Raw genomic sequence first — 24,845 nt, forward strand, 5'->3', positions numbered from 1 at the left:
TCTCACCCGGGACGCGTGGCCACCGGGGACGCGTGGCGCATGCACACCGCACATCCAGGGGTCGCCGGGCCGCGAGGCCGGGGCTCCCGAGTTGCGAAGTTCTCGGTCGTACTTCCGCACGTGGGCAGGTCGGGGCGGCCGGGCGGGGGTACCGGTCGTGGTGGAGTCCGCCGCCCCGGGTCTCAGGGCGTGCGTGAGGGGGTGTCCACCTCGTCGGTGGACACCCCCTCACGCGATGTCTGCTTGTCCGCCCGAAGGGTCAATGACCCTGCTCGTCGCGGCGACGCTGCCAGCGTTGTTCGATGCGATCCATCATGGAGCGGCGCTGCCGACCCTGGCGGCGGGCAGCGGGTGAACCCGTGGCCGCCGACTGTTCGCCCGGCTTGGGGGCCTTGCGCCAACCGGTGACGGCAAGCACCGCGCACCCCAGCATCACGAGGAAGCCGACCACGCTTACCCAGATCAGCTGAGCGACCATTCCGGCCATGAGGAGCGCGATACCCACCAGGAAGCCCGCGACCGCCTGGTAGACCCGTCGCCGGGTGTACGTACGCAGCCCGCTTCCCTCAAGCGCTGTCGCGAACTTGGGATCTTCGGCGTACAGCGCTCGCTCCATCTGCTCGAGCATTCGCTGCTCGTGCTCCGAGAGCGGCACGGAGTCCTCCTCATCGTGCAGTCGCCGGGGCGACCCGGGGGTCCCCTTCAGGATAGGCAGGGAATCGCCCCCGTGAAACCCGCCCCTCTACGCCAATTCGCCAACCGGAACCCGCCATGGCACCCCGATTCGCTGAGGCGTGCATTCCCCAGCGAACGGTCCGTCATGCCGGACGGTCTCCCTCGATCATACGGCGCCGAGCACCCGATCGGGGGGTCTGTGGCGTACTCCATCTGCCGCCAAGCCCCTGATCAGGGCTGCGTCACAGGAGGGCGCTCAGCTCTCGGAGGCCCCTCGCGCCTCACCGAGCACATGGAGCTGTGTGGCCACGGAGTGGAACGCGGCGAGTTCCGCGGCCGCCGCCTCCAGCTTCAGCAGGGCCTCCAGCGCACCCGGCTCGGTGTCCACGAGGACACCCGGCACCAGGTCCGCGAACACCCGCACACCGTGCACGGCTCCGACCCGCAGGCCCGCACCCTCGACCAGCGCGGTGAGCTGCTCGGCGGTGAAGCGGTGCGGTACGGGGTCGCCCTCGCCCCAGCGTCCGTCCGGGTCCTCGAGCGCCTGCTTGGCCTCCTTGAAGTGACCGGCGAGGGCGCGGGCCAGCACGGCTCCGCCCAGGCCCGCGGCGAGGAGGCTGAGGACGCCCTCGGGACGCAGCGCGTCCACCACGTTGCGCACGCCCTCGGCGGGGTCGTCCACGTACTCCAGGACCCCGTGACACAGCACGACGTCGTATCCACCGCGGCCGACCACGTCGAAGAGGCCGTGCGCGTCGCCCTGGACCCCCTGCACCCGGTCGGCGACACCGGCCTCGGCGGCCCGGCGCTCCAGCGCGAACAGCGCGTTCGGGCTCGGGTCGACGACGGTGACGCGGTGGCCGAGGCGGGCCACGGGCACCGCGAAATTGCCGCTGCCGCCGCCGGTGTCGAGCACGTCGAGGGACTCCCGCCCGGTGGCCTTGACCCGGCGGTCGAGGGCGTCCTTGAGGACCTCCCAGACCACGGCGGTACGGAGAGAAGCGCGGGGGCGCATCGGGTCCGGCACGGCAGTTGACTCCTCGGCGCGGCACCGCCTCTTGCGCGGCGGAGCGATCGGGGTCCTCCCGGCGGGGAGGTCGCAGGCGCCTCCACCCTATTGCCTCCGCGGGTGTCGCCGATCCTCCGTCTCACGCGGCGGATCACCAGGGCGGTGCCGCCACATGCCGGTCGCGGGGCGTGGCCGCGGTGCGGGTCAGCCCGCGTCCGGGACCTCGCCGTCCTCCTCCCTCTGCTGCCGGGGCCGGGGCAGGACGGGTTGCAGGACGAGCATGCGCTCGACGAGGCGCAGGAACATCGCGACGTCGCGTATCAGATCGTCGGCGTCGCGGGTGGTGGCGGCACCCTGGATGCCCGCCTCGGCGCGGGCGCGGCGGGTGGCGCCGGAGGCGAACAGCGCGCTCCACTCGGTCAGTTCGGGCGCGATCTCGGGGAGTACCTCCCAGGCGCTGCGGATGCGCGCCCTGCGCCGAGGGGTGGTCTCCGGGCGTCCCCGTGCGGCGAGGACGGCGGCAGCGGTGCGCAGCGCGGCCAAGTGGGCCGTCGCATAGCGCTCGTTGGGCGTTTCCAGCGCGGTCGCCTCGTCGAGTCCGGCGCGGGCCTGGGCGAGCAGATCGAGGGCAGCGGGCGGGGCCGTGGCCCGGCGCAGCACCGGGTGCACGTCGCTCGCCGGGCCGGTCAGTGAGGGGGCAGGGCCGGTGGCGCGGCGCCGGCGGGCGGCGGCTGCGGAAGAGCTGGCCATGACGAACCTCCTGTCGTCTGTGTGACGGCACTGTGGCCGTATGTGCCCATCGTGAGGTATGCCACTGACAATCCGTTCTGACCAGGGCTTTTGCTTCGATCGAAGGTTCGGGCTACTTTTTACACTGACCAGTCAGTTCAAAAGTAGTTCCAGGGATGGGGAAGCTGTGGACGGTCCACACGGACTGGGCGTCACGGCCGAGGACTTCGGGCTCGAAGGACCGCGCGGCCGGGTGTTCGGCGGGCTCCGCGTCGACGCGGAGCCCGGCTCGCTGATCGCGATCGAGGGACCCTCGGGCTCCGGCCGCACCTGCCTGCTGCTCGCGCTCACGGGCCGGATGAGGCCCACCGAGGGGACGGCCCGCGTGGGTTCGTCGAGACTGCCGAAGCAGATGGCCGCCGTGCGCCGCACGAGCGGGCTCGCGCACGTGCCCGGTGTCACCGACCTGGACCCGGCGCTCACCGTAGGGGAGCACCTGCGCGAACGGGCGCTGCTGGAGCGGCGGTTCGGCGGCCCTCTGCGCGGGTTGCTGCGATCGTGGTCCAAGGGGGCGCGCCCCGCCGGTGGACGGGCGCGCACCGACGGGAGGGCGGCCGAGGCGAAGCTGCGCATCGACACCGCGCTGGCCGCCGCCGGCCTCGACCGGGAGTCGCTGCCCAAGGGCTCCCGGACCGCCGTGCGCGACCTGGAGCGGCTCGAATCCCTGCGCCTGTCGATAGCGCTGGCCCTGATCGGCCGCCCCCGCCTGCTCGGCGTCGACGACACCGATCTCAAGCTCTCGGACTCCGAACGTGCCGAGGTGTGGGCCCTGTTGAGGTCGATCGCCGATTCGGGCACCACCGTGGTGGCCGTGTGCAGCGAGGCTCCTGACGGTGCCGTCGTCGTCTCGACGCGACCGCACGGCGGGCAGGAGTCGGCCGCCGAGGACGGTCCCACGGACGCGGACGCCACCATCGCCGGGGACGCCGCCGAGCCCGTGGACGCCACCACGCCCACGGGCACCACCGCCCGCCCCGACGTCACCGCCACCGGCACCGCCGCCGGGGACGGCAGTCCCACCGAGAGCACCCCGGCCACCGGCGACAGCGCCCCCGGCAAGAACACCCCCGACGACGAGGAGACGGCCGATGCGCTCGCCGAAACTGGCCGCCCTTGAGCTCCGGCGCTTCGGACGCGGCAAGCTCCCCCGGGCCGCGCTGGTGGCCCTCCTCCTGCTGCCTCTCCTGTACGGCGCCCTCTACCTGTGGTCGTTCTGGGACCCGTACGGCCGCCTGGACCGCATCCCCGTGGCGCTCGTGAACGACGACAAGGGGGCGACGGCCGCGGGCAGGAAGGTCACGGCGGGCGACGACATCACCAAGGGGCTGCGCGACAGCGACACCTTCGAATGGCACGAGGTGAGCGCCTCCGAGGCCCGCCGGGGCGTCGAGGACGGCACGTACTACCTGTCCCTGACGATGCCGGACGACTTCAGTGAGCGCATCGCCTCCAGTTCCGGCGCGTCGCCCGAGACGGGCGCGCTCCAGGTGCGGACCAACGACGCGAACAACTACATCGTCGGGCAGATCTCCCGGACCGTGTTCAGCGAGGTGCGCACCGCCGCGTCCACCAAGGCGTCACGGTCGTTCCTGGACAAGATCTTCATCTCCTTCTCGGACATCCACGGGGCGACGAAGAAGGCCGCCGACGGGGCCGACCGGCTCAAGGGCGGGATCGGCAAGGCGAAGAAGGGCTCCAAGGACCTCGCGGACGGTCTCGCGGAGGCCAAGAAGGGCAGCGGGAAGCTGTCCGGCGGCCTGAAGAAGCTCGACAAGGGCGCGGGCGACCTGGAGGACGGGTCGCGGCAGGTCGCGGACGGCACGCAGACACTGGCCGACCGGGTCAACGGGGTCGCCGGCAAGGTGGGGCCGTTCCTGAAGGACAACGAGAAGTCGATCGGCGACACGGCCCAGCTCGTCGCCGACTCCGCGTCCGGCATCCGCCACAACCTCGACGACCTCGTGGAACGGGCCCCGGCCGCGGCCAAGGGGGCGCACGCGGCCTCCACCGCGCTGGAGGCCGTCTACAAGGCGCGCTGCGAGACGCCGGTCGTCCCGGACCTCGCGTGCGGCGACCTGAAGAAGGCCAAGACGGCCGCGGCGGACGTGGCCCAGGTGGCCGACGACCTGAACACGCTGATCGACGACCAGGACGGCGATCTCGACAAGCTCGACAAGAACCTGGCCACCCTGGAGAAGCAGGCGCAGGCGCTCGCCGACCGGTCGCCGCACCTCTCCGAGGACCTGACCGACGCCGTGTCCAAGATCAACAAGCTCAACGAGGGTGCCGCGAAGGTCGCCAAGGGTGCCAAGCGGCTGCACACCGGACTCGGCACGGCGAAGGCCGGGGCACGCGATCTCGACACGGGCGTGGGGGCGCTGAAGACGGGCGCGAGCGACCTCGACGGGGGCATCTACAAGCTCGTCGGCGGCTCCGGCAAGCTCGCCGGCGGGCTGCACGACGGCGCCGAGCAGATCCCGGACTACGACAGGTCCGACCGCGACCGGCGCACCCAGGTCATGGCGGACCCGGTGCGGCTCGCCTCCCAGGACCTGCACAGGGCACCCAACTACGGCACCGGCTTCGCTCCGTACTTCATCCCGCTGTCCCTCTGGGTGGGCGCGATGGTCGCCTACATGCTGATCCCGCCGCTGAACCGGCGCGCGCTCGCGGTGGGGGCCTCGGCCTGGCGCGTCGCGCTGGCGGGCTGGCTCCCGGTGGCCGCGGTGGGAGTGCTCCAGACGGCGGCCCTGATGTCCGTGCTGCACTGGGCGATCGGCCTGGAGATGGCACGGGCGGCCGGGACGGTGGGCTTCCTGTTCCTCGTGACGGCGTGTTTCGCCGCGCTCGTCCAGTGGCTGAACGCGCGCTTCGGCGCGGCGGGACGGATCCTCGTCCTCGCCTTCCTGATGCTCCAGTTGACGTCGGCGGGCGGCACGTACCCCGTCCAGACCAGCCCGCGCTTCTTCAGTGCGATCCATCCCTTCCTGCCGATGAGCTACGTCGTCGAGGCCCTCAGGAGGCTCATCACCGGCGGGGGCCTGGGTCCCGTCTGGCAGGCGTGCGCCGTCCTGGTGGCGTTCACCGCGGGCGCCCTCGCGCTCACCGCCCTGTCGGCACGCCGCAAGCAGGTGTGGACCCTCGACCGGCTGCACCCGGAGCTGAGCCTGTGACCACGCCCGCCACCGGTCCTGTGACAATCGGGGCCATGGAAAGCAGCAGCACCACGGCGGGCGGCGGCGGCCGTCGCGAGGCGACCCGTCAGAAGCTCTACGAGGCCGCCGTCACCCTGATCGCCGAACAGGGCTTCTCCGCCACCACGGTGGACGAGATCGCCGAGCGCGCGGGGGTCGCCAAGGGCACGGTCTACTACAACTTCGCGAGCAAGTCGGTCCTCTTCGAGGAGTTGCTGCGGCACGGCGTGGGCCTGCTCACCGCCTCCTTGCGGGAGGCGGCCGAGAAGACCGCGCGCGACGGCGGCAGCAAGGTCGACGCGCTGGACGCGATGATCCGCGCGGGGCTCGTCTTCATCGACCGGTATCCGGCCTTCACCCAGCTGTACGTGGCGGAGCTGTGGCGCACGAACCGTGCCTGGCAGTCCACCTTGATGGTGGTCAGGCAGGAGGCCGTGGCGGTCGTCGAGAACGTCCTGCGCGAGGGCGTGGCGGGCGGCGAGCTCAGCGAGGAGATCGACATCCCGCTGACGGCGGCGGCACTGGTCGGCATGGTCCTCGTGGCCGCTCTGGACTGGCAGGCCTTCCAGCCGGAGCGCTCGCTGGACGACGTACACGCGGCGCTGTCCCGGCTGCTCCAGGGACGCGTGAGCGGCGGGCGCTGAGGGCGGGAGCGCGAGGGAGCCGGACAGGCGAGAGCGCCGGTCCGTTCGGCCGCGTCCCCCGCGGGCCGATCGAACCGGCGCCTCGCCGTACTCCCCCGTGCTCCCCCGTCGGGCCCCGCTCCGGTCGTCCCCCGGGTCCCCCGTGCCTCACTCCCGCCGACCGGGTCGGCGGAAGGAGCGGCCAAGGGCGCGAGAGCCGTTCCGCCGCCCCGTGTCGGCGGTACCGGAACCGCGCCCCTTTCCGTGTCTCCACTCTCTCGTTCGCGCTGGTCGGGCCCCATCCGCGCGCGTACTCATCTCACTCACTGAGTACGTGTACTCAGTCGTACGCACTCATGCCCAGGCCGTACCGTCCGCCGCTGGTTACGATCGCGTCCGTGTCGGTACTCCCCCTGGTCTTCACCAGCGGCTGGGCCAGCGGCATCAACGCGTACGCGGTGGTGCTGCTCCTGGGCGTCTTCGGCGCGACCGGTCTCACCGACGACGTCCCCGAGTCGATGCAGCGCCCCGAGGTGCTCGCGGTGGCGGGCGCGCTGTTCCTGTGCGAGGCCGTCGCCGACAAGATCCCGTACGTGGACTCGGCGTGGGACTCGGTGCACACGGTGGTGCGACCGGTCGCCGGCGCCTGGATCGGCGCGCTGCTCGCGGGGCAGAGCGGCTCGCTCTCGGACGTGGTGGCGGGCCTGATCGGCGGTTCGACCGCGCTGGCCAGCCACACGGTCAAGGCCGGCACCCGGATGGCGGTGAACACCTCCCCGGAACCCCTCAGCAACATGGTCATCAGCCTGGCCGAGGACCTCGGGGTCGGCACGATCGTCACGTTCGCGATGTTCCACCCGCTGGCGGCGGCGATCATCGCGGCCGTCCTGCTCGTGGCCGGACTGGTCGTGCTGTTCTTCCTCGTCTCGCGGATCCGCCGGTTCCTGCGGCGCCGCGCCCAGCGGCGGGAGGAGAGACGGCTCGCGGCGCGGGTCGAGCGGCCCCCCGACTGAGCGCCCGCGGGCGGGACTGTCGGAGGCGGCCGATAAAGTCCCTGGCATGGCACGAATTGCGGTGATCGGCGCCGGGATGGGCGCGATGGCGGCCGCTGCCCGGCTGGCCGTCGCGGGCCACCGGGTGGTGGTGTACGAGCGCACGGCGACGTACGGCGGTGCGCTGCGCCGCGTCGAGCGCGACGGCTTCACGTTCGACACCGGCCCGGCGCTGCTCCCGCTGCCCGCGGTCCACCGCGACCTGTTCGTCAAGACGGGGAAGCAGCCGCTGGAGGAGTGCGTCGACCTGGTCCAGGTCGACCCCTCGGCCCGGCACCTCTTCGCGGACGGCACGGAGGTGTCCCTGCCGAACGCCTCCCGCGCGGGGGTCGTCTCCGCGCTGGACGAAACGCTAGGGGCGGGCACGGGCGGGCGCTGGGGCGACTTCCTGGTGCGGGCGCGCGAGGCGTGGGACCGCACGCGCAGACCGCTCCTGGAGGAGCCGCTGTGGCCCAACTGGCCGGTGCTCGCCGAGCAGGAGCCCTATCCCTCGGTGCCGCACAAGAAGCTGCTGCGCACCCGCCGGGCCGCCACCCTCGCCGAGGTCGGCGCCTGGGAGCTGCGTGAACCGCGCCTCGCGGCCCTGCTGGAGAGCCACGCCCTGGCGTACGGGCTCGATCCGCGCGTGGCGCCGGCGAGCGCCGCCGTGCTGCCCTACATGGAGCACGCCTTCGGCACCTGGTACGTCCGCGGCGGCCTGCGGGAACTGGCCCGCGCGGTGTACGAGCGGTGCCTCGCCCGCAAGGTCGAGTTCCGCTTCGGGGCGGACGTCGCACGGATCGTCGAGAAGGACGGCCGGGCAGCCGGTGTGGAGCTCGCGGCCGGTGCCGTGGAAGAGGCCGACTTCGTGGTCGCGGGCGTGGCGCCCGGTGTGCTGCGGGCCCTCGTCCCGCAGGCGGCGGTCCGGGGGGACGGCGACGTCCCGCCGCAGAGCGGGGCACCGAGCAGGCTGACCGTGCTGCTGGCACTGCGCGGCGGACGGCCCGAGCGGGTGGCGCACCGGACGGTGGTCCACTCGGCCGACCGTGACGACGAGTTGGACCGCCTGTTCGGCGAGCGCCCGGGGCTGCCGGCCTCGCCCACCGTCGTGGTCACGCGTCCCGACGACCCGGCGACGGCCCCGGACGCGGAGCACGAGGCGGTGACCCTGTCGGTCACCGTGCCGTCGGGCTTCCCGGTCTCCGAGTCGGACGTGGAGCGGGTTATCGGCGTCGCCGGGCGCGCGCTGCCCGGCCTGCGCGAGCGGCTCCTGTGGCACGAGGTCCGCACCCCGGCGGACATCGCGGACGAGACGGGCGCGGAAGGCGGCGCGGTTCCGGCCCCGGCGCTCGCCGCCGCGGACGGCCGGCTGCTGCACCCGTCGAACGGCACGCGCATGCCCGGTCTGTTCGCGGCGGGCGGCTGGGCGCACCCCGGCGGCGGTCTTCCGCATGCCGGCATGTCGGGGGCGTTGGTCGCCGGGCTGATCGTGGAGGGACCGGAGTTCCGCGGGTCGCAGTGAGCGGTCCCGGCGGCCGGTCGGGGGACCGGGACCGGACGGTCCGGGAGCCGGTGCGGACGGGCGGCACCGGCCGCGGTCAGTACCGGTACTGCTCGTCGTACCCGTTGCCGGAGCCCGTGCCGTTGCCGTCGCCCTGGTAGGGATACGGCTGCTCGGGCGGGAGTTCGCCGCCGTACGGGTCGTCGGTGCTGCGCTGCTGCGGCACCCAGACGCCTCCCGCCGGGGTCTCGCCGCCGTAGGTGCCGGTGCCGGCGTACTGGTCCTGGCCGTACCCCTGCTGCGGGTACTGCTGCTGCCCGCCGTACGTGGTGTCGTACCCGGCACCGCCGTAGGTCTGCGTGCCGATGTACGGGTCGGAGTACGCGGCGTACTGCTGCTGGCCGTTGTCGTAGGAGTACTGCTGCTGGTTGTAGCCCGAGTAGTCGTAGGCGTAGGCCTGCTGGTCCTGGGACTGGGGGACGGCACCATAGGACTGGTCGGTGGCCGCGGCGTACGCGCTGTCGTTGTAGATGCCGTAGGAGCCGGTGTCCTCGGGCAGGGGCTGCGGCTCGTACACGGCGGTGGCCTCGGCGGCCGAGGGCTCGTTCGCCCCCGTCGGCGCGAACCGGTCGGACTGACCCGGCGAGAAGACGTCGTCGTCGGCGGCGTAGTCGTCACCGTGTGCGTAGGCCGCGCCGTCGGCGGCCTCGAGGTCGGAGACCTCGAGCGTCGGGTCCTGGTACTCCGGCTCGCCACGACGGCGCTTGCTGGGCCTGCCCGACCCGGAACGGCCGTTGAGGGCCCAGCCCTGGGCGAAGCCGCGGCGGAACGACAGCGTGACGTAGGTCTGGCCGACCGCGAAGGCGGCCGCGCCCAGCCCGATGACCACCACCGAGGGCATCAGCACGCCGAGGACGACACCGAGGAAGCCGACGAAGGCGAGCAGGCGGTAACGCAGTCGCGCCTTGTACTGCAGCAGGACCTCGCCGAGCAGCCACAGCGCGACCACTCCGAACGCGAAATAGAGGACCGTCCAGCCCATGTACGCCCCTCTCCCAGTGGCCGCTACGCAGTGTGTCGTACGCGGGTGCGACCGGTCTAGGCCTGCTGTGGGTGGTGCAGACCCAGATTCTCGTAGATTTCCAGCGTCGCCGTGGAGTTGTTCAGCGTAATGAAGTGCAGTCCGGGGACTCCCTCGGACAGCAGCCTCGCGCAGAACTCCGTTGCGAACTCGATGCCAATGGAGCGTACAGCCGCCGGATCGTCTTTGGCTGTGAGGATCCGCTCTTTCAGGGCGTCCGGGAATACGGCGTTGCTGAGCTTCGGGAGCCGCTCCAGCATCTTCACACTCGTGACCGGCATGACCTCGGGAATGACCGGTGTCGCGCAGCCCGCGACGGCCACGCGGTCGCGCAGGCGCAGGTACGACTCCGGGTGGAAGAACATCTGCGTGATGGCGTAGTCGGCGCCGGCGCGGCACTTGTCGACGAAGTGGCCGACGTCCAGGTCCCAGTCGCTGGACCGCGGGTGCATCTCCGGGAAGGCCGCGACGCCGACGCAGAAGTCACCCGACTCCTTGATGAGCCGGACGAGTTCGGCCGCGTAGGTCAGGCCCTTGGGGTGCGGCACCCACTCCCCCATGGGGTCGCCCGGCGGGTCGCCCCGCACGGCGAGCATGTTGCGGATCCCGGCGTCGGCGTACTGGCCGATGATGTTGCGCAGTTCGGCGACGGAGTGGTTGACGGCGGTGAGGTGGGCGACCGGGGTGAGCGTCGTGTCGACGACGATCTGCTGGGTCTCCTTGACGGTGCCCGCACGCGTGGAGCCGCCCGCCCCGTAGGTCACGGAGACGAAGTCGGGCGCGACGGCCTCGACCCGGCGGAGCGCGTTCCACAGGTTCCGCTCGCCCTTGGGAGTCTTCGGCGCGGAGAACTCGAACGAGTACGTCGCCTTGCCGGTCGCGAGCATGTCGCGCACGGTGCGTGCGCGATCAGTCCTGGTGGAGGCAGATCCGAGGGCCATACCGGCAGGTTAGCCAGGGGGCGCCGGTCCCCCAACCGGACCGGCGCAAATTGTCCGATCTGTCGTTTTCTTGTCCACCCCTCGGACAGATCCCGCGGACCGTGCCACGAACAGGACGCGGGACGGCTCCCCGGCACGGCCGGAAGGCAACACGGCGTTTCGGCGGTGCCGCAACAGCGGACGAAGCTCTGCCGGACGCTCGCGCCTACGCGCCGCGCAGCCGCTTCGCGAACTCGCCCGCCGCCGCGCCCGGGTCGTCCGCCTCGGTGATCGCCCGGACCACGACGACCCGGCGAGCGCCCGCGTCGAGCACCTCGTCGAGATTGCCGAGGTCGATGCCGCCGATGGCGAACCAGGGGCGGTCGGTGCCCAGCGCCGCCGTGTACCTGACCAGGTCGAGGCCGGGTGCGTGGCGGCCGGGCTTGGTGGGCGTCGGCCAGCAGGGGCCGGTGCAGAAGTAGTCCACGCCGTCCTGGACGGCGGCGGCAGCGGCCTCGGACTCGGCGTGCGTGGAACGGCCTATCAGCACGTCGTCGCCGAGGACGGCGCGGGCAGCCGGGACCGGGAGGTCGCCCTGCCCCAGGTGGAGCACGTCGGCACGGGCGGCGTGGGCCACATCGGCCCGGTCGTTGACCGCGAGGAGCTTGCCGTGCCGGGCGCAGGCCTCCGCGAAGACCTGGAGGTGATCCAGTTCCTCGGCTGCCTCCATGCCCTTGTCGCGCAGCTGCACGATGTCGACGCCGCCCGCCAGGGCCGCGTCGAGGAACTCGGCGAGGTCGCCCTGGCGCTTGCGGGCGTCCGTGCAGAGATAGAGACGGGCGTCGGCGAGCTGGGCGCGCACGGTGGTCGCGGCGTTCTCGGGCATGCGTGTGTCCCCCGTGGTCGGTGCGTACGGACCACGGAGCCAGGGGCTGGCGGTCCGCGGTCCGTACGCCGGACGGTCGGTTCAGGTCAGACGGCGAGCGCCTGGGCGCGGCGCTTCACCTCCGTGCCGCGATTCTCGCTCAGGGCCTGCGCGGGGGTACCGGGCAGGGTCGGGTCGGGAGTGAAGAGCCACTCCAGCATCTCTTCGTCGGTGAAGCCGTCGTCCCGCAGCAGTGTCAGAGTGCCGGACAGGCCCTTGACCACTTTGTCCCCGTCGATGAAGGCGGCGGGGACGTGCAGCGCGCGGTTCTCACCACGGCGTACGGCGATCAGCTGGCCCTCCTTGACCAGCTGCCGCACGCGGGTCACCTCGACGCCGAGCTGTTCGGCGATGTCGGGGAGGGTGAGCCAGGCGGGGACGAGAGCATCGATCTTTGCGTCAATCTCGGTCACGGGACAAGCCTGCCATCCCGGACTGACACTCGGTACCCGGGCACCGTCCGGGCGCGCGCCGCGTCCGGCTCCGCCGGGGCTCCGCGCACGCCGTTCGGCCCCGGGTTCCCGCGCCCGCGGCACCCCCGGTGACCCGCCGCGCGCCGGGTGTCGCCCCGGGTCCGGCCACTCCGCCGGAAGGCCGACGCACGCCGCCGTGCCCCAAGGCCTCCGCCCCCCGTGCCTCGTCCCGGCGCCTCCGCCGGCCCCCGGTACTGCCGCCCGGCTAGGCGATCGCCGACTTCAGGGGCCTCGCCGGATCCGCCAGGAGTTCCGGACTCATCTCGGCGCCCGCCTCGATCAGCCTGCGGCCCTGGGCGAGATCCCTCGGGCGGCCCACCGCCAGGAGGGCCACCAGGCGGGTGTCGCGGAGCCAGCAGACCGTCCACGCGGCGCCGGACGGGTCGCCGCGCCAGACGGTCGTGTCGGCGGGGGCGTGGTGCCCGACGTACTGGACGAAGCGGCCGAACTGCTCGGACCAGAAGTACGGGACCGGGTCGTAGGCGGCGGGGGCCTCGCCGATGATGTTCGCGGCGACGGTGCGCGGGCCCTGGAGGGCGTTGTCCCAGTGGTGGACCAGGAGGCGGTCCTCGTACCGGCCCGACGGGAAGGAGGCACAGTCTCCGACCGCGTAGACGTCCGGCTGGGAGGTGCGCAGGTGGTCGTCGGCCACGATCTCGCGATGGGCGCCCAGCTCGATACCGGAGCCGGCCAGCCACGCGGTGGCCGGGCGGGCGCCGACACCGACGACCACGGCGCCCGCGGGCACCCGGGAGCCGTCGTCCAGCACCACGGCACCGGGCTCGACACGCTCCACGCGCGCGTGGGTGCGCAGCTCGGCCCCGCTGTCCGCGTACCAGGCGGTCATCGGCGCGGCCACCTCGGCGGGCAGCGCCCCGGCGAGGGGGCGGTCGGCGGCCTCGACCACGGTCACCGTGCAGCCGGCCTCGCGCGCCGCCGTGGCGAACTCGGCGCCGATCCAGCCGGCCCCGACGACCACGATGTCGTGCTGCCGGGCGAGGACGGGACGCAGCCGTTCCGCGTCGTCCAGGGTGCGCAGCAAATGGACGCCGGGCACCCCTTCGGCGCCGGGCAGCCGGATCGGTTCCGCGCCGGTCGCGATGACCAGGACGTCGTACCGGACCGGCCCCGCCTCGGTGTCCAGTTCGTGGTCGGCCGGGCGGACGCCGAGCGCCTCGCAGCCGAGCTGGAGCTCGATGTCCAGCGCCTCGAAGTCGACGTCGAAGGCCGAACCCTCGGACTTGCCGAGCAGCACGGCCTTGGACAGCGGCGGCCGGTCGTACGGCTGATGAGGCTCCGCGCCGATGAGGGTGACGGTGCCGGTGAAGCCCTGTTCGCGCAGGGCGACCGCGGTCTGGACACCGGCCATGCCCGCGCCCACGACGACGACCCGCCGCTTCGTACGCTCCTGCGCCTGCGTCTGCTCGCTCACCTGATCACCATAGACACCTGACAATTCGTCAGTCAGCGGACGTGCTCAGTGAGCTGTTCCACACCTGCTCGTCCGCCGCCGGCGAATACTCCACCCGGGCGACCTCCTCCACCGTGCTCGTCCCGCTGCCCGCCTGTGACTCCCACTCCCAGGTCTCCTCCAGGCGCAGCCGCCCGTCGGGCAGCTCCACCACGCGGGAGACGCAGTGGCCCGACGAGGTGCGGCCGGCACGCCCCAGCTGCACGTACCGGAAGTCGAGACGGTCACCTTCACGGGTACCCACGAGGTGGCCGCGTACCACATCGCCGCCCGCGTACTCGGCCCAGATCTCCCCGGCCCTCTCGTGGTAGACGAACCGGGTGCGGGTGCCCACCTGCCCCGGCTCCTGGTCGGCGACAGGGGCGAGGACGACACCGTCGAGCGATCGGGCCATGGGCGGAGGCTCCCTTACTGAGAGATGTGACGGCGGGCTACGCTGGCCAACGTAAAGCACTCGCGGGAGCCCGGACGCACCGGGCTGAGAGGGAGGCTGGGCGGCCTCCGACCGTACGAACCTGATCCGGGTCATGCCGGCGAAGGGAGGGGCTGGACGCCCATGTCGTCACGAACGCCCGACGTCCTCGTCATCGGGGGCGGGATCATCGGCCTGGTCACGGCCTGGCGGGCCGCGCAACGCGGGCTGGCCACCGCGGTCGTGGACCCCGAGCCCGGCGGCGGGGCCGCCCAGGTCGCGGCCGGAATGCTGGCCGCCGTCACCGAACTGCACTACGGCGAACAGACCCTGCTGGGCCTCAACCTGGCCTCGGCGCGCCGTTACCCGGACTTCGCCGCCGAACTCACCGAGGCGACGGGCCAGGAACTGGGATACCGCCGATGCGGCACGCTGGCTGTCGCCCTGGACGCCGACGACCGCGCCCATCTGCGCGAACTGCACGCCCTGCAACGCCGGTCGGGGCTGGAGTCGGAGTGGCTGAGCGGCCGTGAGTGCCGCCGTCTGGAGCCGATGCTCGCACCCGGCGTGCGCGGCGGCCTGCGGGTCGACGGCGACCACCAGATCGACCCCCGCCGGCTCGCCGCCGCCCTGGTCGCGGCCTGCGAGCGGGCCGACGTGGTGTTCCACCGCACGTGGGCGGAGCGCCTGCGGGTCGAGGGCGGCAGGGCCGTGGGAGCCGTGACCACGGACGGCACCGAACTGTCCGCGGGCCAGGTGGTGCTCGCCGCGGGGAGCCTGAGCGGGCGCCTGGCGGGCGTACCCGACGATGTGCTGCCGCCCGTGCGTCCCGTGAAGGGGCAGGTGCTGCGGCTGACGGTGCCGAAGCGGTACGCGCCGTTCCTCAGCCGCACGGTCCGGGCGGTCGTCCGGGGCAGCCAGGTCTATCTGGTGCCGCGGGAGAGCGGCGAGCTCGTCGTGGGCGCGACCAGCGAGGAACTGGGCTGGGACACCACGGTGACCGCGGGCGGTGTGTACGAGCTGCTGCGCGACGCGCACGAGCTGGTGCCCGGCATCACCGAACTGCCGCTCACCGAGACGCGCGCCGGGCTGCGCCCCGGCTCGCCGGACAACGCGCCGCTGATCGGCCCGACGGGCCTGGACGGCCTCCTGCTGGCCACCGGCCACTACCGCAACGGCGTGCTGCTCACCCCGGTCACCGGTGACGCCATGGCGCACGTCCTGACCACGGGCGAACTTCCCGACGAGGCCCGCCCCTTCACCCCGCGGCGCTTCGCCGCCGCCCTCACGGAGCAGCCCGCATGAACATCTTCGTCAACGGCGAGCGGCGGCACATCGCCGCGGGGACCGCTCTCGACGCGCTCGTCGCCACGCTCACCGCCGCCCCCTCCGGGGTGGCGGCCGCGCTCAACGAAACGGTCGTCCCGCGCACGCAGTGGCCGGTCACGGCGCTGGCCGAGGGAGACCGCGTCGAAGTCCTCACCGCCGTCCAGGGAGGCTGACCCATGGCCGACGATCCCCTGGTCCTCGGTGGTACGTCCTTCTCGTCCCGGCTGATCATGGGGACGGGCGGGGCGCCCAGCCTCGACGTCCTGGAGCGCTCGCTCGTGGCGTCCGGCACGGAGCTGACGACGGTCGCGATGCGGCGTGTGGACGCGTCCGTGCACGGCTCCGTACTGTCCGTCCTCGACCGGCTCGGCATTCGCGTGCTGCCGAACACGGCGGGCTGCTTCACCGCGGGCGAGGCCGTGCTGACCGCCCGCCTCGCGCGCGAGGCGCTCGGCACGAACCTGGTCAAGCTGGAGGTCATCGCCGACGAGCGCACGCTGCTGCCCGACCCGATCGAGCTGCTGGACGCCGCCGAGACCCTGGTCGACGACGGGTTCACCGTGCTCCCGTACACGAACGACGACCCCGTGCTCGCGCGGAAGCTGGAGGACGTCGGCTGCGCGGCGATCATGCCGCTCGGCTCGCCGATCGGCTCCGGGCTCGGCATCCGCAACCCGCACAACTTCCAGTTGATCACCGAGCACGCGCGCGTGCCGGTCATCCTGGACGCGGGCGCCGGGACCGCATCCGACGCGGCGCTCGCCATGGAGCTGGGGTGCGCGGGTGTGATGCTCGCCTCGGCCGTGACGCGGGCGCAGGAGCCGGTACTGATGGCGGAGGGGATGCGGCACGCGGTGGAGGCGGGACGCCTCGCCTTCCGCGCCGGCCGCATCCCGCGCCGTCACTTCGCCGAGGCGTCGTCCCCCACGGAGGGCATGGCACGACTGGATCCCGAGCGTCCGGCCTTCTGACGGAACGGCCCCGCGCAGGGATACCCCCGCCCCGTACCGGACGCCAGTGCGAGAGCGGCGCGCGCGTGCGTACGCCGCGCGTCACAGCTCGGCTGCAGTCCCGCCCCGGTATCGGCCGAACGGGTCGTCGTGACAGTGGCGGCTCGTACACTCACCTGCGTGGATACGACCCTTCACGACCCGCTTGTCGGGCAGGTGCTCGACGGCCGCTACCGCGTCGAGGCGCGGATCGCGGTCGGCGGGATGGCCACGGTCTACCGGGCCCTGGACACCCGCCTCGACCGCGTGCTCGCGCTCAAGGTGATGCACCCGACGCTGGCCGCCGACGGCTCGTTCGTCGAACGGTTCATCCGTGAGGCCAAATCGGTGGCACGACTCGCGCACCCCAATGTGGTGCAGGTCTTCGACCAGGGGGCGGACGGGTCGTACGTCTACCTGGCGATGGAGTACGTCGCCGGCTGCACCCTGCGCGACGTGCTGCGCGACCGGGGCGCGCTCCAGCCGCGGGCGGCGCTGGACATCCTGGAGCCCGTGCTCGCCGCGCTCGGCGCCGCGCACCGGGCCGGATTCGTGCACCGCGACATGAAGCCGGAGAACGTCCTCATAGGGGACGACGGCCGGGTCAAGGTGGCGGACTTCGGTCTGGTCCGGGCCGTGGACACGGTGACGAACACGACGGGCACGGTCCTCGGCACCGTGTCGTACCTCGCTCCCGAGCAGATCGAGCACGGCACGGCCGACACCCGCGTCGACGTCTACGCCTGCGGCGTCGTCCTGTACGAGATGCTCACCGGCGCCAAGCCGCACTCCGGGGACTCGCCCGCCCAGGTGCTCTACCAGCACCTGCACGCGGACGTGCCGCCCCCTTCGGGCCTGGTCCCCGGCATGGCGTACGCACTGGACGACCTGGTCGCCACGGCGACCGCCCGCAACCCCGAGGTGCGGCCGCACGACGCGGTGGCGCTGCTCGGCCAGGTCCTCGAGGCACGGGCGGGGCTCACTGCCGAGCAGCTCGACGCCGTGCCGCCGGGCGCCCTCGCGGTGGGCCGCGACATCGCCGAGGACCGTACGAGCGTGATCCCGCGCTCGCTGTCCGTGCCCCGGCCACTGCCGGTGAACGAACCCGACACGGTCGGCGCGGTCTCGCACACCAGCCGGTTCGAGCACACCACCCGGTTCGCCTCCGAGCCGCCGCCCCCGCGCGGACCCGCCCGGCCCCGGCGCGGAATGCTCGCGATCGTCGCCGCCGTCGTGCTGGTGCTGGGTCTCGGCACCGGCATCTGGTACATCAACTCGGGCCAGTTCACCAAGGTCCCGCCCGTCCTCTCGAAGAGCGAGCAGGACGCCAGGGCTCAGCTGGAGAAGGCCGGGCTCGACGTGAAGTCGGTCAAGCACGCGTTCAGCGACACCGTGAAGCGCGGCAGCGTCATCGGCACCGACCCGGCCGTCGGCGCCCGGATCCGCGCGAACGACTCCGTGACGCTGACCGTCTCCGACGGGCCGGAGACCGTGAAGGTGCCCGACCTGGAGGGCTTCGCCCTGTTCAAGGCGAAGGACGTGCTGAAGGACAAGGGTCTCGCCGCCGGCATGGTCAACCGCGAGTTCAGCGAGGACGTCGCCAAGGGCTTCGTGATCCGCACGGACCCGCAGGCGGGCACCGAGCGGCACGCGGGTTCGGCCATCGCGATCACCGTCAGCAAGGGCAGCCCGGTGGAGGTGCCCGAGGTCACCGGCTCGTCCGTCGAGGACGCCACCTCCGAGCTGGAGGACTCCGGCCTGAAGGTGAAGATCGCCACCAAGCGCGTCACCTCGGAGTTCGACAAGGGCCAGGTCGCCGAGCAGTCGCCGGCCGCGGGCCGCGAGGCCGCCGCGGGCGACACGGTGACGCTGACGATCTCCAAGGGCCCCGAGATGGTCGAGGTCCCGGACGTCGTGGGCGACAGCGTCGACGACGCCCATCAGAAGCTCGAGGACGCCGGGTTCACGGTCGACGAGGACCGCGGGCTGCTCGGGCTCTTCGGCGACAAGGTCAAGAGCCAGTCGGTGGAGGGCGGGGAGACCGCGCCCAAGGGGTCGACGATCACCATCGAGATCCGCTGAGCGCGAGGCCCGCGGCTCCGCCGCGGGCCGGCGCCCGCGCGCCGGTCGAGATCCGCCGACGGAGCCGTTCGCGGCCCATGACACCCTGAAGGGTGTGACCAGCAAGCAGCTCCGCAACCCCGTCGGCGGCCATGTACCGGTGGCCGGCGGCCTCCACTCCGTCGGTCTGTCCTACGCACGCGACCTCGCGGCCGAGTCCGTCCAGGTCTTCGTCGCCAACCCGCGCGGCTGGGCCACGCCCGCCGGAAACCCCCGGCAGGACGAGGCCTTCCGCGCCGCGTGCGCCGCCGAGTCGATCCCCGCGTACGTCCACGCCCCGTATCTGATCAACTTCGGCTCGCACACCGAGGCGACGGTGGAGAAGTCGGTGGAGTCCCTGCGGCACTCGCTGCGCCGGGCCCGGGAGATAGGCGCCCTCGGCGTGGTGGTGCACACCGGCAGCGCCACGGGCGGCAGGGAGCGTTCCGTCGCCCTCGCGCAGGTCCGTGAGCACATGCTGCCCCTGCTGGACGAGCTGACCCACGACGACGACCCGTTCCTCCTTCTGGAGTCGACGGCCGGGCAGGGCGCCTCGCTCTGCTCCCGCACCTGGGACTTCGGGCCGTACTTCGAGGCCCTCGACGCCCACCCCAGGCTGGGCGTGTGTCTCGACACCTGTCACATCTTCGCGGCGGGCCACGACCTGACCGGGCCGAGCGGCATGCACCAGACGCTCGACCTGCTGGTCGACACGGTCGGCGAAGGGCGGCTGAAGCTGATCCACGCCAACGACTCCAAGGACGTGGTCGGCGCACACAAGGACCGCCACGAGAACATCGGCTCCGGGCACATCGGCGAGGACCCGTTCCGCGCCCTGATGACCCACCCCGCCACCGCGGGCGTACCTCTGATCATCGAAACGCCCGGCGGCAAGGAAGGGCATGCGGCGGACGTGGAGCGGCTGAAGAAGCTCCGGGATTCATGACCCGTTGAGGAATACCCCCTGGGGGTATACGGTTCCTACTGCGCACAGGGACCGTCATCCAGCATGGGGGCACGCATGGAGCACAACACGCACACACGGCACGAGCACCACGGAGCCCAGCAGGACCAGCACGGCCGGCACGGGCACGAGGGACACGAAGAACACCGGGGGCACGAGGGCCACGGCGGCCACCAGGGCGGGGCGAGCTGGTCCATGGCAGCGCAGGCCACCCTGCACTGCCTCACCGGGTGCGCCATCGGCGAGATCCTCGGCATGGTGATCGGCACGGCGCTCGGCTGGGGAAACGTGCCGACGATGGTCCTGGCGATCGTGCTCGCGTTCTTCTTCGGCTACTCGCTCACACTGCGCGGCGTCCTGCGGGCGGGCGTCGACTTCCGGACCGCCTTCCGGGTGGCGCTGGCAGCCGACACCCTGTCCATCGCCGTGATGGAGCTGATCGACAACGGCGTGATCGCGCTGTGGCCGGACGCCATGGACGCGGGCCTGGCCGACGCCCTGTTCTGGATCTCGCTGGCCATCTCGCTGGTGATCGCCTTCGTGGTCACCACGCCGGTCAACAAGTGGACGATCGGCCGCGGCAAGGGGCACGCGGTGGTCCACCGGTACCACCACTGAGGGGCCGCCGGGAGTCAGAGCTCGGGGCCGTCCCCGGGCTCCTCCTGGTAGGAGTAGCGCTGCTCCCGCCAGGGGTCGCCGATGTTGTGGTAGCCGCGCTCCTCCCAGAAGCCACGGCGGTCGGCGGTCATGTACTCCACGCCGCGGACCCACTTGGGCCCCTTCCAGGCGTACAGGTGCGGGACGACGAGGCGGAGCGGGAAGCCGTGCTCCGCCGTCAGCAGCTCACCGTCCTTGTGCGTGGCGAAGATCGTGCGGTCGGACGCGAAGTCCGACAGGCGGAGGTTCGAGCTGAAGCCGTACTCGGCCCAGACCATCACGTGAGTGACGGACGGTGCGGGCGGGGCGATGTCCAGGATCGTCCGGGCCGGGATGCCGCCCCATTCGGCCCCGAGCATGCTGAACTTCGTGACGCAGTGCAGATCGGCCACGACCGAGGCGTACGGCAGGGCCGTGAACTCCTCGTGGGTCCAGCAGTGCTTCTCCCCGTCGGCAGTGGCGCCGAAGACCCTGAACTCCCAGCGCTCGGGACGGAACTTGGGTACGGGCCCGTAGTGCGTGACCGGCCAGCCGCGCTGAAGTCGCTGCCCCGGCGGAAGCTCCGACTGTGCCGCTTCTCCAGATTCTCTCTCCACCGGCTGACCCATGACTCCATCCTGACAGACCCGGGACAGTGCACATGACCAGCCCCGTCCCGAATCGGGCAACTCCTACTAAGCGTGCACTTACTGGACGGTTCACTGTGCCGATGCGAGGATGCGGCGCAACCTGCCCAGTCCCCGCTTGGAAGGAGCCTCTGCGATGCAGGGCGACCCCGAGGTCATCGAATTCCTCAACGAGCAGCTGACCGGCGAGCTCACCGCGATCAACCAGTACTTCCTGCACGCGAAGATGCAGGAGAACTTCGGCTGGACGAAGCTCGCCAAGTACACGCGGCACGAGTCGTTCGACGAGATGAAGCACGCCGAGGTGCTCACCGACCGGATCCTTTTCCTGGAGGGCCTGCCGAACTACCAGCGCCTGTTCCACGTCCGGGTGGGACAGACCCTCACCGAGATGTTCCAGGCGGACCGGCAGGTGGAGGTCGAGGCGATCGACCGCCTCAAACGCGGGATCGAGGTGATGCGCACGAAGGGGGACATCACGTCGGCGAACATCTTCGAGTCGATCCTCGCGGACGAGGAGCACCACATCGACTACCTGGACACCCAGCTCGAACTGATCGAGAAGCTCGGCGAGGCGCTGTACATCGCGCAGTTGATCGAGCAGCCGGAGAGCTGATCCGGCGACAGACGCGTCAGGCGGCCTCGGCCGCCGCCGCAGTCAGCGCCGCCACGGTCAGAGCCGCCGTGGCGGGCATCGCCGTCGCGGGCATCGCCACGGGCGCGGGCACCGGGGCGTCCGCGAGGTCCGACAGGACCGGCCTGCCCTCGTCCGCGAGCTCACGGCGCGGGCACGCGCCACGGCCCAGCAGGGCCTGGATGCGGCGGACGCACGAACCGCAGTCCGTGCCCGCCTTGCATGCCGACGCTATCTGGCGGGGGGTGCAGGCACCCTCTTCCGCGTGCTTCTTCACCTGCGCCTCGGTGACACCGAAGCAGCTGCAGACGAACACGCGGTCCACCTCCCGTCGGGGTTTCAGGGTCGTGCCGTACCGATGGAGCGGATTCCCGATTGATCGGTGAGGCTAACCTAACCTTACCCGGCTCCCAGGGGCCGCAAAAGTGCGGTGGGGCGCGGATCGCATGTGATCCACGCCCCACTTCATCTGCTGGTAACAGCCGGACCTGCCGGTGGCCCGTTACTGGTCGCGGTACATCTCGGCGACGAGGAAGGCCAGGTCGAGGGACTGGCTGCGGTTCAGACGGGGGTCGCAGGCCGTCTCGTAGCGCTGGTGCAGGTCGTCGACGAAGATCTCGTCGCCGCCGCCCACGCACTCGGTGACGTCGTCACCGGTGAGCTCGACATGGATGCCGCCCGGATGCGTGCCGAGGGCCTTGTGGACCTCGAAGAAGCCCTTGACCTCGTCGAGCACGTCGTCGAAGCGGCGAGTCTTGTGGCCCGAGGCCGCCTCGAAGGTGTTGCCGTGCATCGGGTCGGTCACCCAGGCCACCGTCGCACCGGACGCGGTGACCTTCTCGACCAGCTCGGGCAGCTTGTCGCGGACCTTGTCCGCGCCCATCCGCACGATGAAGGTGAGACGGCCCGGCTCACGCTCCGGGTCGAGGCGCTCGATGTACTGCAGCGCGTCCTCGGCCGTCGTCGTCGGGCCCAGCTTGATGCCGATCGGGTTGCGGATCTTCGAGGCGAACTCGATGTGCGCGCCGTCCAGCTGCCGGGTGCGCTCACCGATCCACACCATGTGGCCCGAGACGTCGTACAGCTGTCCCGTACGCGAGTCGACCCTGGTCAGAGCCGATTCGTAGTCGAGGAGCAGCGCCTCGTGGGAGGCGTAGAACTCGACGGTCTTGAACTCCTCCGGGTCGGTGCCGCAGGCCCGCATGAAGTTCAGCGCGTTGTCGATCTCGCGCGCCAGCTGCTCATAGCGCTGGCCCGAGGGGGACGACTTCACGAAGTCCTGGTTCCAGGCGTGCACCTGGCGCAGGTCGGCGTAACCGCCGGTGGTGAAGGCGCGCACCAGGTTGAGCGTGGAGGCGGACGCGTTGTACATCCGCTTCAGGCGCTCGGGGTCGGGGACGCGGGCCTTCTCGTTGAAATCGAAGCCGTTGACCGAGTCGCCCCGGTAGGTCGGCAGGGTCACGCCGTCGCGGGTCTCGGTGCCCTTGGAGCGCGGCTTGGAGTACTGGCCGGCGATCCGGCCGACCTTCACCACCGGCACCGAGGCGGCGTACGTCAGCACGGCGCCCATCTGGAGCAGGGTCTTGAGCTTGCTACGGATGTGGTCGGCGGACACGGCGTCGAAGGCCTCGGCGCAGTCGCCGCCCTGAAGGAGGAACGCCTCGCCCTTGGCGACGGCTCCCATCCGGGCGCGCAGCTGGTCGCACTCGCCCGCGAAGACGAGCGGCGGATACGACTCGAGGTCCGCGATCACATCGCGCAGAGCCTCGGCATCGGGGTACTCGGGCTGCTGCGCCGCGGGCAGGTTTCGCCAGGTGTTGCCAGCGCTCGCGCTGGACTTAGCGTTCACGGTCACCCTCCCAACATTACGGGGTCGTGTCGGGCGTCCATTCACGTGCTCATCAAGTGAGACGGCGCACGCTCGATCGGGACGGCTCGGGCGGCCGGCGCGACAGGGTCGCCCGGCCGCGCCGAACCGCTGCTCTGGGGGGGGCGTCGGCCCGCCCCGGTCAGTTCACGTCGAGCCGGTCGCGGTCGATGGAGATCTTCACGCCGCCGTGGGTCTCGGTCGTGTCGCCGGCGTACTGGTGGATGCGCTGGTGCTCGTCCCACAGGTCGGCGGGGACCGCCGGGTCGGCGGTGGTCGCCTGGTTGTTCCAGCGGGCGAAGTGGATCACGTCGGGCAGGGTGACCTCATTGCGGTTCTTCGCGAGGTCGGCGACCAGGGACGAGGTGTTGCCGTACGCGCCGGCCCGGTAGCCGAGCTCGTGCAGCCGCTCGGTGTACGCGTCGACGTAGCCGAGGACCTGGTCGGTCACGGTGCCGCCGGGCTCGTAGTTCTCCAGGTCGCTGTAGATGACCGAGCCCTTGCCGAAGCCGAGCGCGGCGGCCTGCCGGGCCGCGTCGTCGGCGGCCGCGGTGCCCTGCGTCACCGGGCTGGTGATGGCCGCGCAGTCGCCCTGGCAGCTGCCGCCGTCGGAGGAGGGCTGGCGGCCGACGTACAGCGGGAAGAACCGCCAGCCCTGCGTGTACTGCGTCCGCACCCATTCGGCGGTCAGGTTCGTCTGCGAGCAGGCCCGGTTGATGCCGCCGATGTAGATGCCGATGGCGCCGTAGTCGGAGTGCTTCCGCCAGGCGTCCATGGCCTCCTGGCCGGGCGCGGTGCAGGCGTCGAAGCCCTCGCCCCGGAAGGAGGTCGCGTCGGCGGGCAGCGCGGCCACGGCGGGCGTCCCGGACGGCTGCTCGTCCTGGGCGGCGGCGACGGGCAGGCCCGCGCTGCGCAGGACGTCCTGGATGCGGGTGCGGTCGTAGCCGTAGGCGGCGGTCACCGCGATCCGGTCGGCGGTCGCCCGGTAGGTGCGCCCCGCGCGGTTCTCGGTGACGGCGCTGCCCGTGACGGGCGCGGCCGCCGGCTGGATCAGGAGGGCTTCGGTGCGCCCTCTGGCCTGGGCCGGGCAGTCCTGCCGGCTGCCGGGTGTGCCGAGATACACGGCGTGCCGGTCGAACCGGACGCAGGTATCGGGATGTTTCTCCAGGTCCACGACCTGCCAGGAGGCGGGGACGGTGAACTCGTGGCCCCGGTAGGAGACCCGGGTGATGTCGTCGGAGTCGGTCGGCAGCGGGGCCGAGCGCGCGGCGCCGAGCGGTCCGGCGGCCAGGGCCGCGGCGGCGAGGGCCAGAGTGAGAGCGCGGGCGCTCCTTCGGCGGGACTGGGGTGAATGGGCGGCGTGGATGTCTCTCTCCTCCGGTCGGGTCGGGGTTTCCTCGCCATCCATGGCCGCTGGCGGGGCTGTCCGAACGCCGCGCGGGGACGGTTCACGCTGTTGCCCGACCGTCGGCGTCGGGTAGGGTTCGGCGCATGTTCGCGCACTCGATCCAGAACTGGTGGTGGACCGCTCATCCGGCGGCCCACTGACTGCGCGTACGCAAGACTTCGCGAAGG

The 24,845-nt window shown here is 72.0% G+C and carries 26 protein-coding genes and 1 riboswitch; of the genes, 13 read left to right on the plus strand and 13 right to left on the minus strand.

Features of this window, described 5'->3' with window-relative positions; all coding sequences use genetic code 11:
- Positions 1-259: 259 nt before the first annotated feature.
- The 3 genes from ACZ4IF_RS00650 to ACZ4IF_RS00660 form a co-directional block, all read right to left on the minus strand.
- Positions 260-655, minus strand: a complete 396-nt coding sequence (locus ACZ4IF_RS00650) for a DUF3040 domain-containing protein (protein ID WP_028803204.1) — start codon at positions 653-655, stop codon at positions 260-262.
- 276 nt (positions 656-931) lie between these two features.
- Positions 932-1,702 (minus strand): methyltransferase, encoded by a 771-nt coding sequence (locus ACZ4IF_RS00655; protein WP_467558289.1) that lies wholly within the window; start codon positions 1,700-1,702, stop codon positions 932-934.
- A 186-nt stretch (positions 1,703-1,888) separates the two neighbouring features.
- Positions 1,889-2,434, minus strand: coding sequence for an SAV_6107 family HEPN domain-containing protein (locus ACZ4IF_RS00660; protein WP_467558291.1), 546 nt, complete (start codon positions 2,432-2,434; stop codon positions 1,889-1,891).
- 166 nt (positions 2,435-2,600) lie between these two features.
- Between ACZ4IF_RS00660 and ACZ4IF_RS00665 the strand changes: the two genes are divergently transcribed.
- The 5 genes from ACZ4IF_RS00665 (at position 2,601) to ACZ4IF_RS00685 (ending at position 8,843) form a co-directional block, all read left to right on the plus strand.
- Complete coding sequence (locus ACZ4IF_RS00665; RefSeq protein ID WP_467558293.1) at positions 2,601-3,590, plus strand: ATP-binding cassette domain-containing protein; 990 nt, start codon at positions 2,601-2,603, stop codon at positions 3,588-3,590.
- The gene (locus tag ACZ4IF_RS00670; protein WP_467558295.1) at positions 3,562-5,646 is read left to right on the plus strand and encodes a YhgE/Pip family protein; all 2,085 of its coding nucleotides are present in this window, start codon (positions 3,562-3,564) and stop codon (positions 5,644-5,646) included. The genes ACZ4IF_RS00665 and ACZ4IF_RS00670 overlap by 29 nt, the downstream gene beginning before the upstream one ends.
- Positions 5,647-5,681: 35 nt before the next feature.
- Positions 5,682-6,311, plus strand: a complete 630-nt coding sequence (locus ACZ4IF_RS00675) for a TetR/AcrR family transcriptional regulator (protein ID WP_359491317.1) — start codon at positions 5,682-5,684, stop codon at positions 6,309-6,311.
- Between the two features lie 377 nt (positions 6,312-6,688).
- Entirely contained in the window at positions 6,689-7,303 is a 615-nt protein-coding gene (locus ACZ4IF_RS00680) for a DUF4126 domain-containing protein (protein ID WP_345643633.1), read from the plus strand.
- Between the two features lie 46 nt (positions 7,304-7,349).
- Complete coding sequence (locus tag ACZ4IF_RS00685) at positions 7,350-8,843, plus strand: phytoene desaturase family protein (RefSeq protein ID WP_467558298.1); 1,494 nt, start codon at positions 7,350-7,352, stop codon at positions 8,841-8,843.
- Between the two features lie 76 nt (positions 8,844-8,919).
- Here the strand turns inward: ACZ4IF_RS00685 and ACZ4IF_RS00690 are convergent, their stop codons facing one another.
- From ACZ4IF_RS00690 to ACZ4IF_RS00715, 6 genes are all read right to left on the minus strand, one after another.
- A complete protein-coding gene (locus tag ACZ4IF_RS00690) occupies positions 8,920-9,864 on the minus strand; it encodes an SCO2102 family sporulation regulator (RefSeq protein ID WP_467558300.1) in 945 nt (314 codons plus the stop codon).
- 56 nt (positions 9,865-9,920) lie between these two features.
- Positions 9,921-10,844 carry a methylenetetrahydrofolate reductase [NAD(P)H] gene (metF, locus tag ACZ4IF_RS00695; protein ID WP_467558302.1) on the minus strand — a complete coding sequence of 308 codons (924 nt, stop codon included), beginning with the start codon at positions 10,842-10,844 and terminating at the stop codon, positions 9,921-9,923.
- A gap of 205 nt (positions 10,845-11,049) precedes the next feature.
- Positions 11,050-11,709, minus strand: a complete 660-nt coding sequence (gene thiE / locus ACZ4IF_RS00700; RefSeq protein WP_467558304.1) for a thiamine phosphate synthase — start codon at positions 11,707-11,709, stop codon at positions 11,050-11,052.
- An 86-nt stretch (positions 11,710-11,795) separates the two neighbouring features.
- Entirely contained in the window at positions 11,796-12,161 is a 366-nt protein-coding gene (locus ACZ4IF_RS00705; protein ID WP_028803215.1) for an Rv2175c family DNA-binding protein, read from the minus strand.
- 265 nt (positions 12,162-12,426) lie between these two features.
- On the minus strand, positions 12,427-13,653 hold the full coding sequence (locus ACZ4IF_RS00710) for an NAD(P)/FAD-dependent oxidoreductase (protein ID WP_467558306.1): 1,227 nt from the start codon (positions 13,651-13,653) through the stop codon (positions 12,427-12,429).
- A gap of 28 nt (positions 13,654-13,681) precedes the next feature.
- Entirely contained in the window at positions 13,682-14,086 is a 405-nt protein-coding gene (locus ACZ4IF_RS00715) for an avidin-fold protein (RefSeq protein WP_467558308.1), read from the minus strand.
- 52 nt (positions 14,087-14,138) lie between these two features.
- A riboswitch (TPP riboswitch) is annotated at positions 14,139-14,251 on the plus strand.
- Between ACZ4IF_RS00715 and thiO the strand changes: the two genes are divergently transcribed.
- The 6 genes from thiO to ACZ4IF_RS00745 all read left to right on the plus strand — a co-directional run bounded on the left by thiO (position 14,249) and on the right by ACZ4IF_RS00745 (position 20,104).
- A complete protein-coding gene (gene thiO, locus ACZ4IF_RS00720; RefSeq protein WP_467558310.1) occupies positions 14,249-15,409 on the plus strand; it encodes a glycine oxidase ThiO in 1,161 nt (386 codons plus the stop codon). Its footprint overlaps the riboswitch before it by 3 nt.
- Entirely contained in the window at positions 15,406-15,606 is a 201-nt protein-coding gene (gene thiS / locus ACZ4IF_RS00725; RefSeq protein WP_359491333.1) for a sulfur carrier protein ThiS, read from the plus strand. Before thiO ends, thiS begins: the two co-directional genes overlap by 4 nt.
- A gap of 3 nt (positions 15,607-15,609) precedes the next feature.
- On the plus strand, positions 15,610-16,404 hold the full coding sequence (locus tag ACZ4IF_RS00730; protein ID WP_467558313.1) for a thiazole synthase: 795 nt from the start codon (positions 15,610-15,612) through the stop codon (positions 16,402-16,404).
- A gap of 159 nt (positions 16,405-16,563) precedes the next feature.
- Positions 16,564-18,504, plus strand: a complete 1,941-nt coding sequence (pknB, locus tag ACZ4IF_RS00735; protein ID WP_467558315.1) for a Stk1 family PASTA domain-containing Ser/Thr kinase — start codon at positions 16,564-16,566, stop codon at positions 18,502-18,504.
- Between the two features lie 94 nt (positions 18,505-18,598).
- Positions 18,599-19,468: a deoxyribonuclease IV gene (locus tag ACZ4IF_RS00740; RefSeq protein WP_467558317.1), complete on the plus strand. Its 870-nt coding sequence runs from the start codon at positions 18,599-18,601 to the stop codon at positions 19,466-19,468.
- A 75-nt stretch (positions 19,469-19,543) separates the two neighbouring features.
- Positions 19,544-20,104 (plus strand): DUF4396 domain-containing protein, encoded by a 561-nt coding sequence (locus ACZ4IF_RS00745; RefSeq protein WP_467558319.1) that lies wholly within the window; start codon positions 19,544-19,546, stop codon positions 20,102-20,104.
- A gap of 14 nt (positions 20,105-20,118) precedes the next feature.
- On the opposite strand, the gene ACZ4IF_RS00750 is transcribed toward ACZ4IF_RS00745, so the two are convergent.
- The gene (locus ACZ4IF_RS00750; RefSeq protein ID WP_095933736.1) at positions 20,119-20,751 is read right to left on the minus strand and encodes a sulfite oxidase-like oxidoreductase; all 633 of its coding nucleotides are present in this window, start codon (positions 20,749-20,751) and stop codon (positions 20,119-20,121) included.
- A 154-nt stretch (positions 20,752-20,905) separates the two neighbouring features.
- On the opposite strand from ACZ4IF_RS00750, the gene bfr reads away from it, so the two are divergent.
- A complete protein-coding gene (gene bfr / locus ACZ4IF_RS00755) occupies positions 20,906-21,385 on the plus strand; it encodes a bacterioferritin (protein WP_095933737.1) in 480 nt (159 codons plus the stop codon).
- A 16-nt stretch (positions 21,386-21,401) separates the two neighbouring features.
- Here bfr and ACZ4IF_RS00760 read toward each other — a convergent pair whose 3' ends face one another.
- From ACZ4IF_RS00760 to ACZ4IF_RS00770, 3 genes are all read right to left on the minus strand, one after another.
- The gene (locus ACZ4IF_RS00760; RefSeq protein ID WP_179332375.1) at positions 21,402-21,719 is read right to left on the minus strand and encodes a (2Fe-2S)-binding protein; all 318 of its coding nucleotides are present in this window, start codon (positions 21,717-21,719) and stop codon (positions 21,402-21,404) included.
- Between the two features lie 186 nt (positions 21,720-21,905).
- On the minus strand, positions 21,906-23,258 hold the full coding sequence (locus ACZ4IF_RS00765; RefSeq protein ID WP_095933739.1) for a class II 3-deoxy-7-phosphoheptulonate synthase: 1,353 nt from the start codon (positions 23,256-23,258) through the stop codon (positions 21,906-21,908).
- Positions 23,259-23,412: 154 nt separating this feature from the next.
- On the minus strand, positions 23,413-24,678 hold the full coding sequence (locus ACZ4IF_RS00770; RefSeq protein ID WP_467558322.1) for a glycoside hydrolase domain-containing protein: 1,266 nt from the start codon (positions 24,676-24,678) through the stop codon (positions 23,413-23,415).
- A gap of 83 nt (positions 24,679-24,761) precedes the next feature.
- On the opposite strand from ACZ4IF_RS00770, the gene ACZ4IF_RS00775 reads away from it, so the two are divergent.
- On the plus strand, positions 24,762-24,818 hold the full coding sequence (locus tag ACZ4IF_RS00775; RefSeq protein WP_076973970.1) for a trp operon leader peptide: 57 nt from the start codon (positions 24,762-24,764) through the stop codon (positions 24,816-24,818).
- Positions 24,819-24,845: the final 27 nt, after the last annotated feature.

It is taken from the genome of Streptomyces sp. NPDC025784 (genome assembly GCF_055558435.1).

Bases quoted from the DNA above. Each gene is read 5' to 3' on its own strand.
- ACZ4IF_RS00660 (WP_467558291.1), bottom strand. From the start codon at position 2,434: ATGGCCAGCTCTTCCGCAGCCGCCGCCCGCCGGCGCCGCGCCACCGGC.
- ACZ4IF_RS00670 (WP_467558295.1), top strand. From the start codon at position 3,562: ATGCGCTCGCCGAAACTGGCCGCCCTTGAGCTCCGGCGCTTCGGACGC.
- ACZ4IF_RS00675 (WP_359491317.1), top strand. From the start codon at position 5,682: ATGGAAAGCAGCAGCACCACGGCGGGCGGCGGCGGCCGTCGCGAGGCG.
- ACZ4IF_RS00685 (WP_467558298.1), top strand. From the start codon at position 7,350: ATGGCACGAATTGCGGTGATCGGCGCCGGGATGGGCGCGATGGCGGCC.
- ACZ4IF_RS00690 (WP_467558300.1), bottom strand. From the start codon at position 9,864: ATGGGCTGGACGGTCCTCTATTTCGCGTTCGGAGTGGTCGCGCTGTGG.
- metF (WP_467558302.1), bottom strand. From the start codon at position 10,844: ATGGCCCTCGGATCTGCCTCCACCAGGACTGATCGCGCACGCACCGTG.
- thiE (WP_467558304.1), bottom strand. From the start codon at position 11,709: ATGCCCGAGAACGCCGCGACCACCGTGCGCGCCCAGCTCGCCGACGCC.
- ACZ4IF_RS00715 (WP_467558308.1), bottom strand. From the start codon at position 14,086: ATGGCCCGATCGCTCGACGGTGTCGTCCTCGCCCCTGTCGCCGACCAG.
- thiO (WP_467558310.1), top strand. From the start codon at position 14,249: ATGTCGTCACGAACGCCCGACGTCCTCGTCATCGGGGGCGGGATCATC.
- thiS (WP_359491333.1), top strand. From the start codon at position 15,406: ATGAACATCTTCGTCAACGGCGAGCGGCGGCACATCGCCGCGGGGACC.
- ACZ4IF_RS00730 (WP_467558313.1), top strand. From the start codon at position 15,610: ATGGCCGACGATCCCCTGGTCCTCGGTGGTACGTCCTTCTCGTCCCGG.
- ACZ4IF_RS00745 (WP_467558319.1), top strand. From the start codon at position 19,544: ATGGAGCACAACACGCACACACGGCACGAGCACCACGGAGCCCAGCAG.
- ACZ4IF_RS00750 (WP_095933736.1), bottom strand. From the start codon at position 20,751: ATGGGTCAGCCGGTGGAGAGAGAATCTGGAGAAGCGGCACAGTCGGAG.
- bfr (WP_095933737.1), top strand. From the start codon at position 20,906: ATGCAGGGCGACCCCGAGGTCATCGAATTCCTCAACGAGCAGCTGACC.
- ACZ4IF_RS00770 (WP_467558322.1), bottom strand. From the start codon at position 24,678: ATGGATGGCGAGGAAACCCCGACCCGACCGGAGGAGAGAGACATCCAC.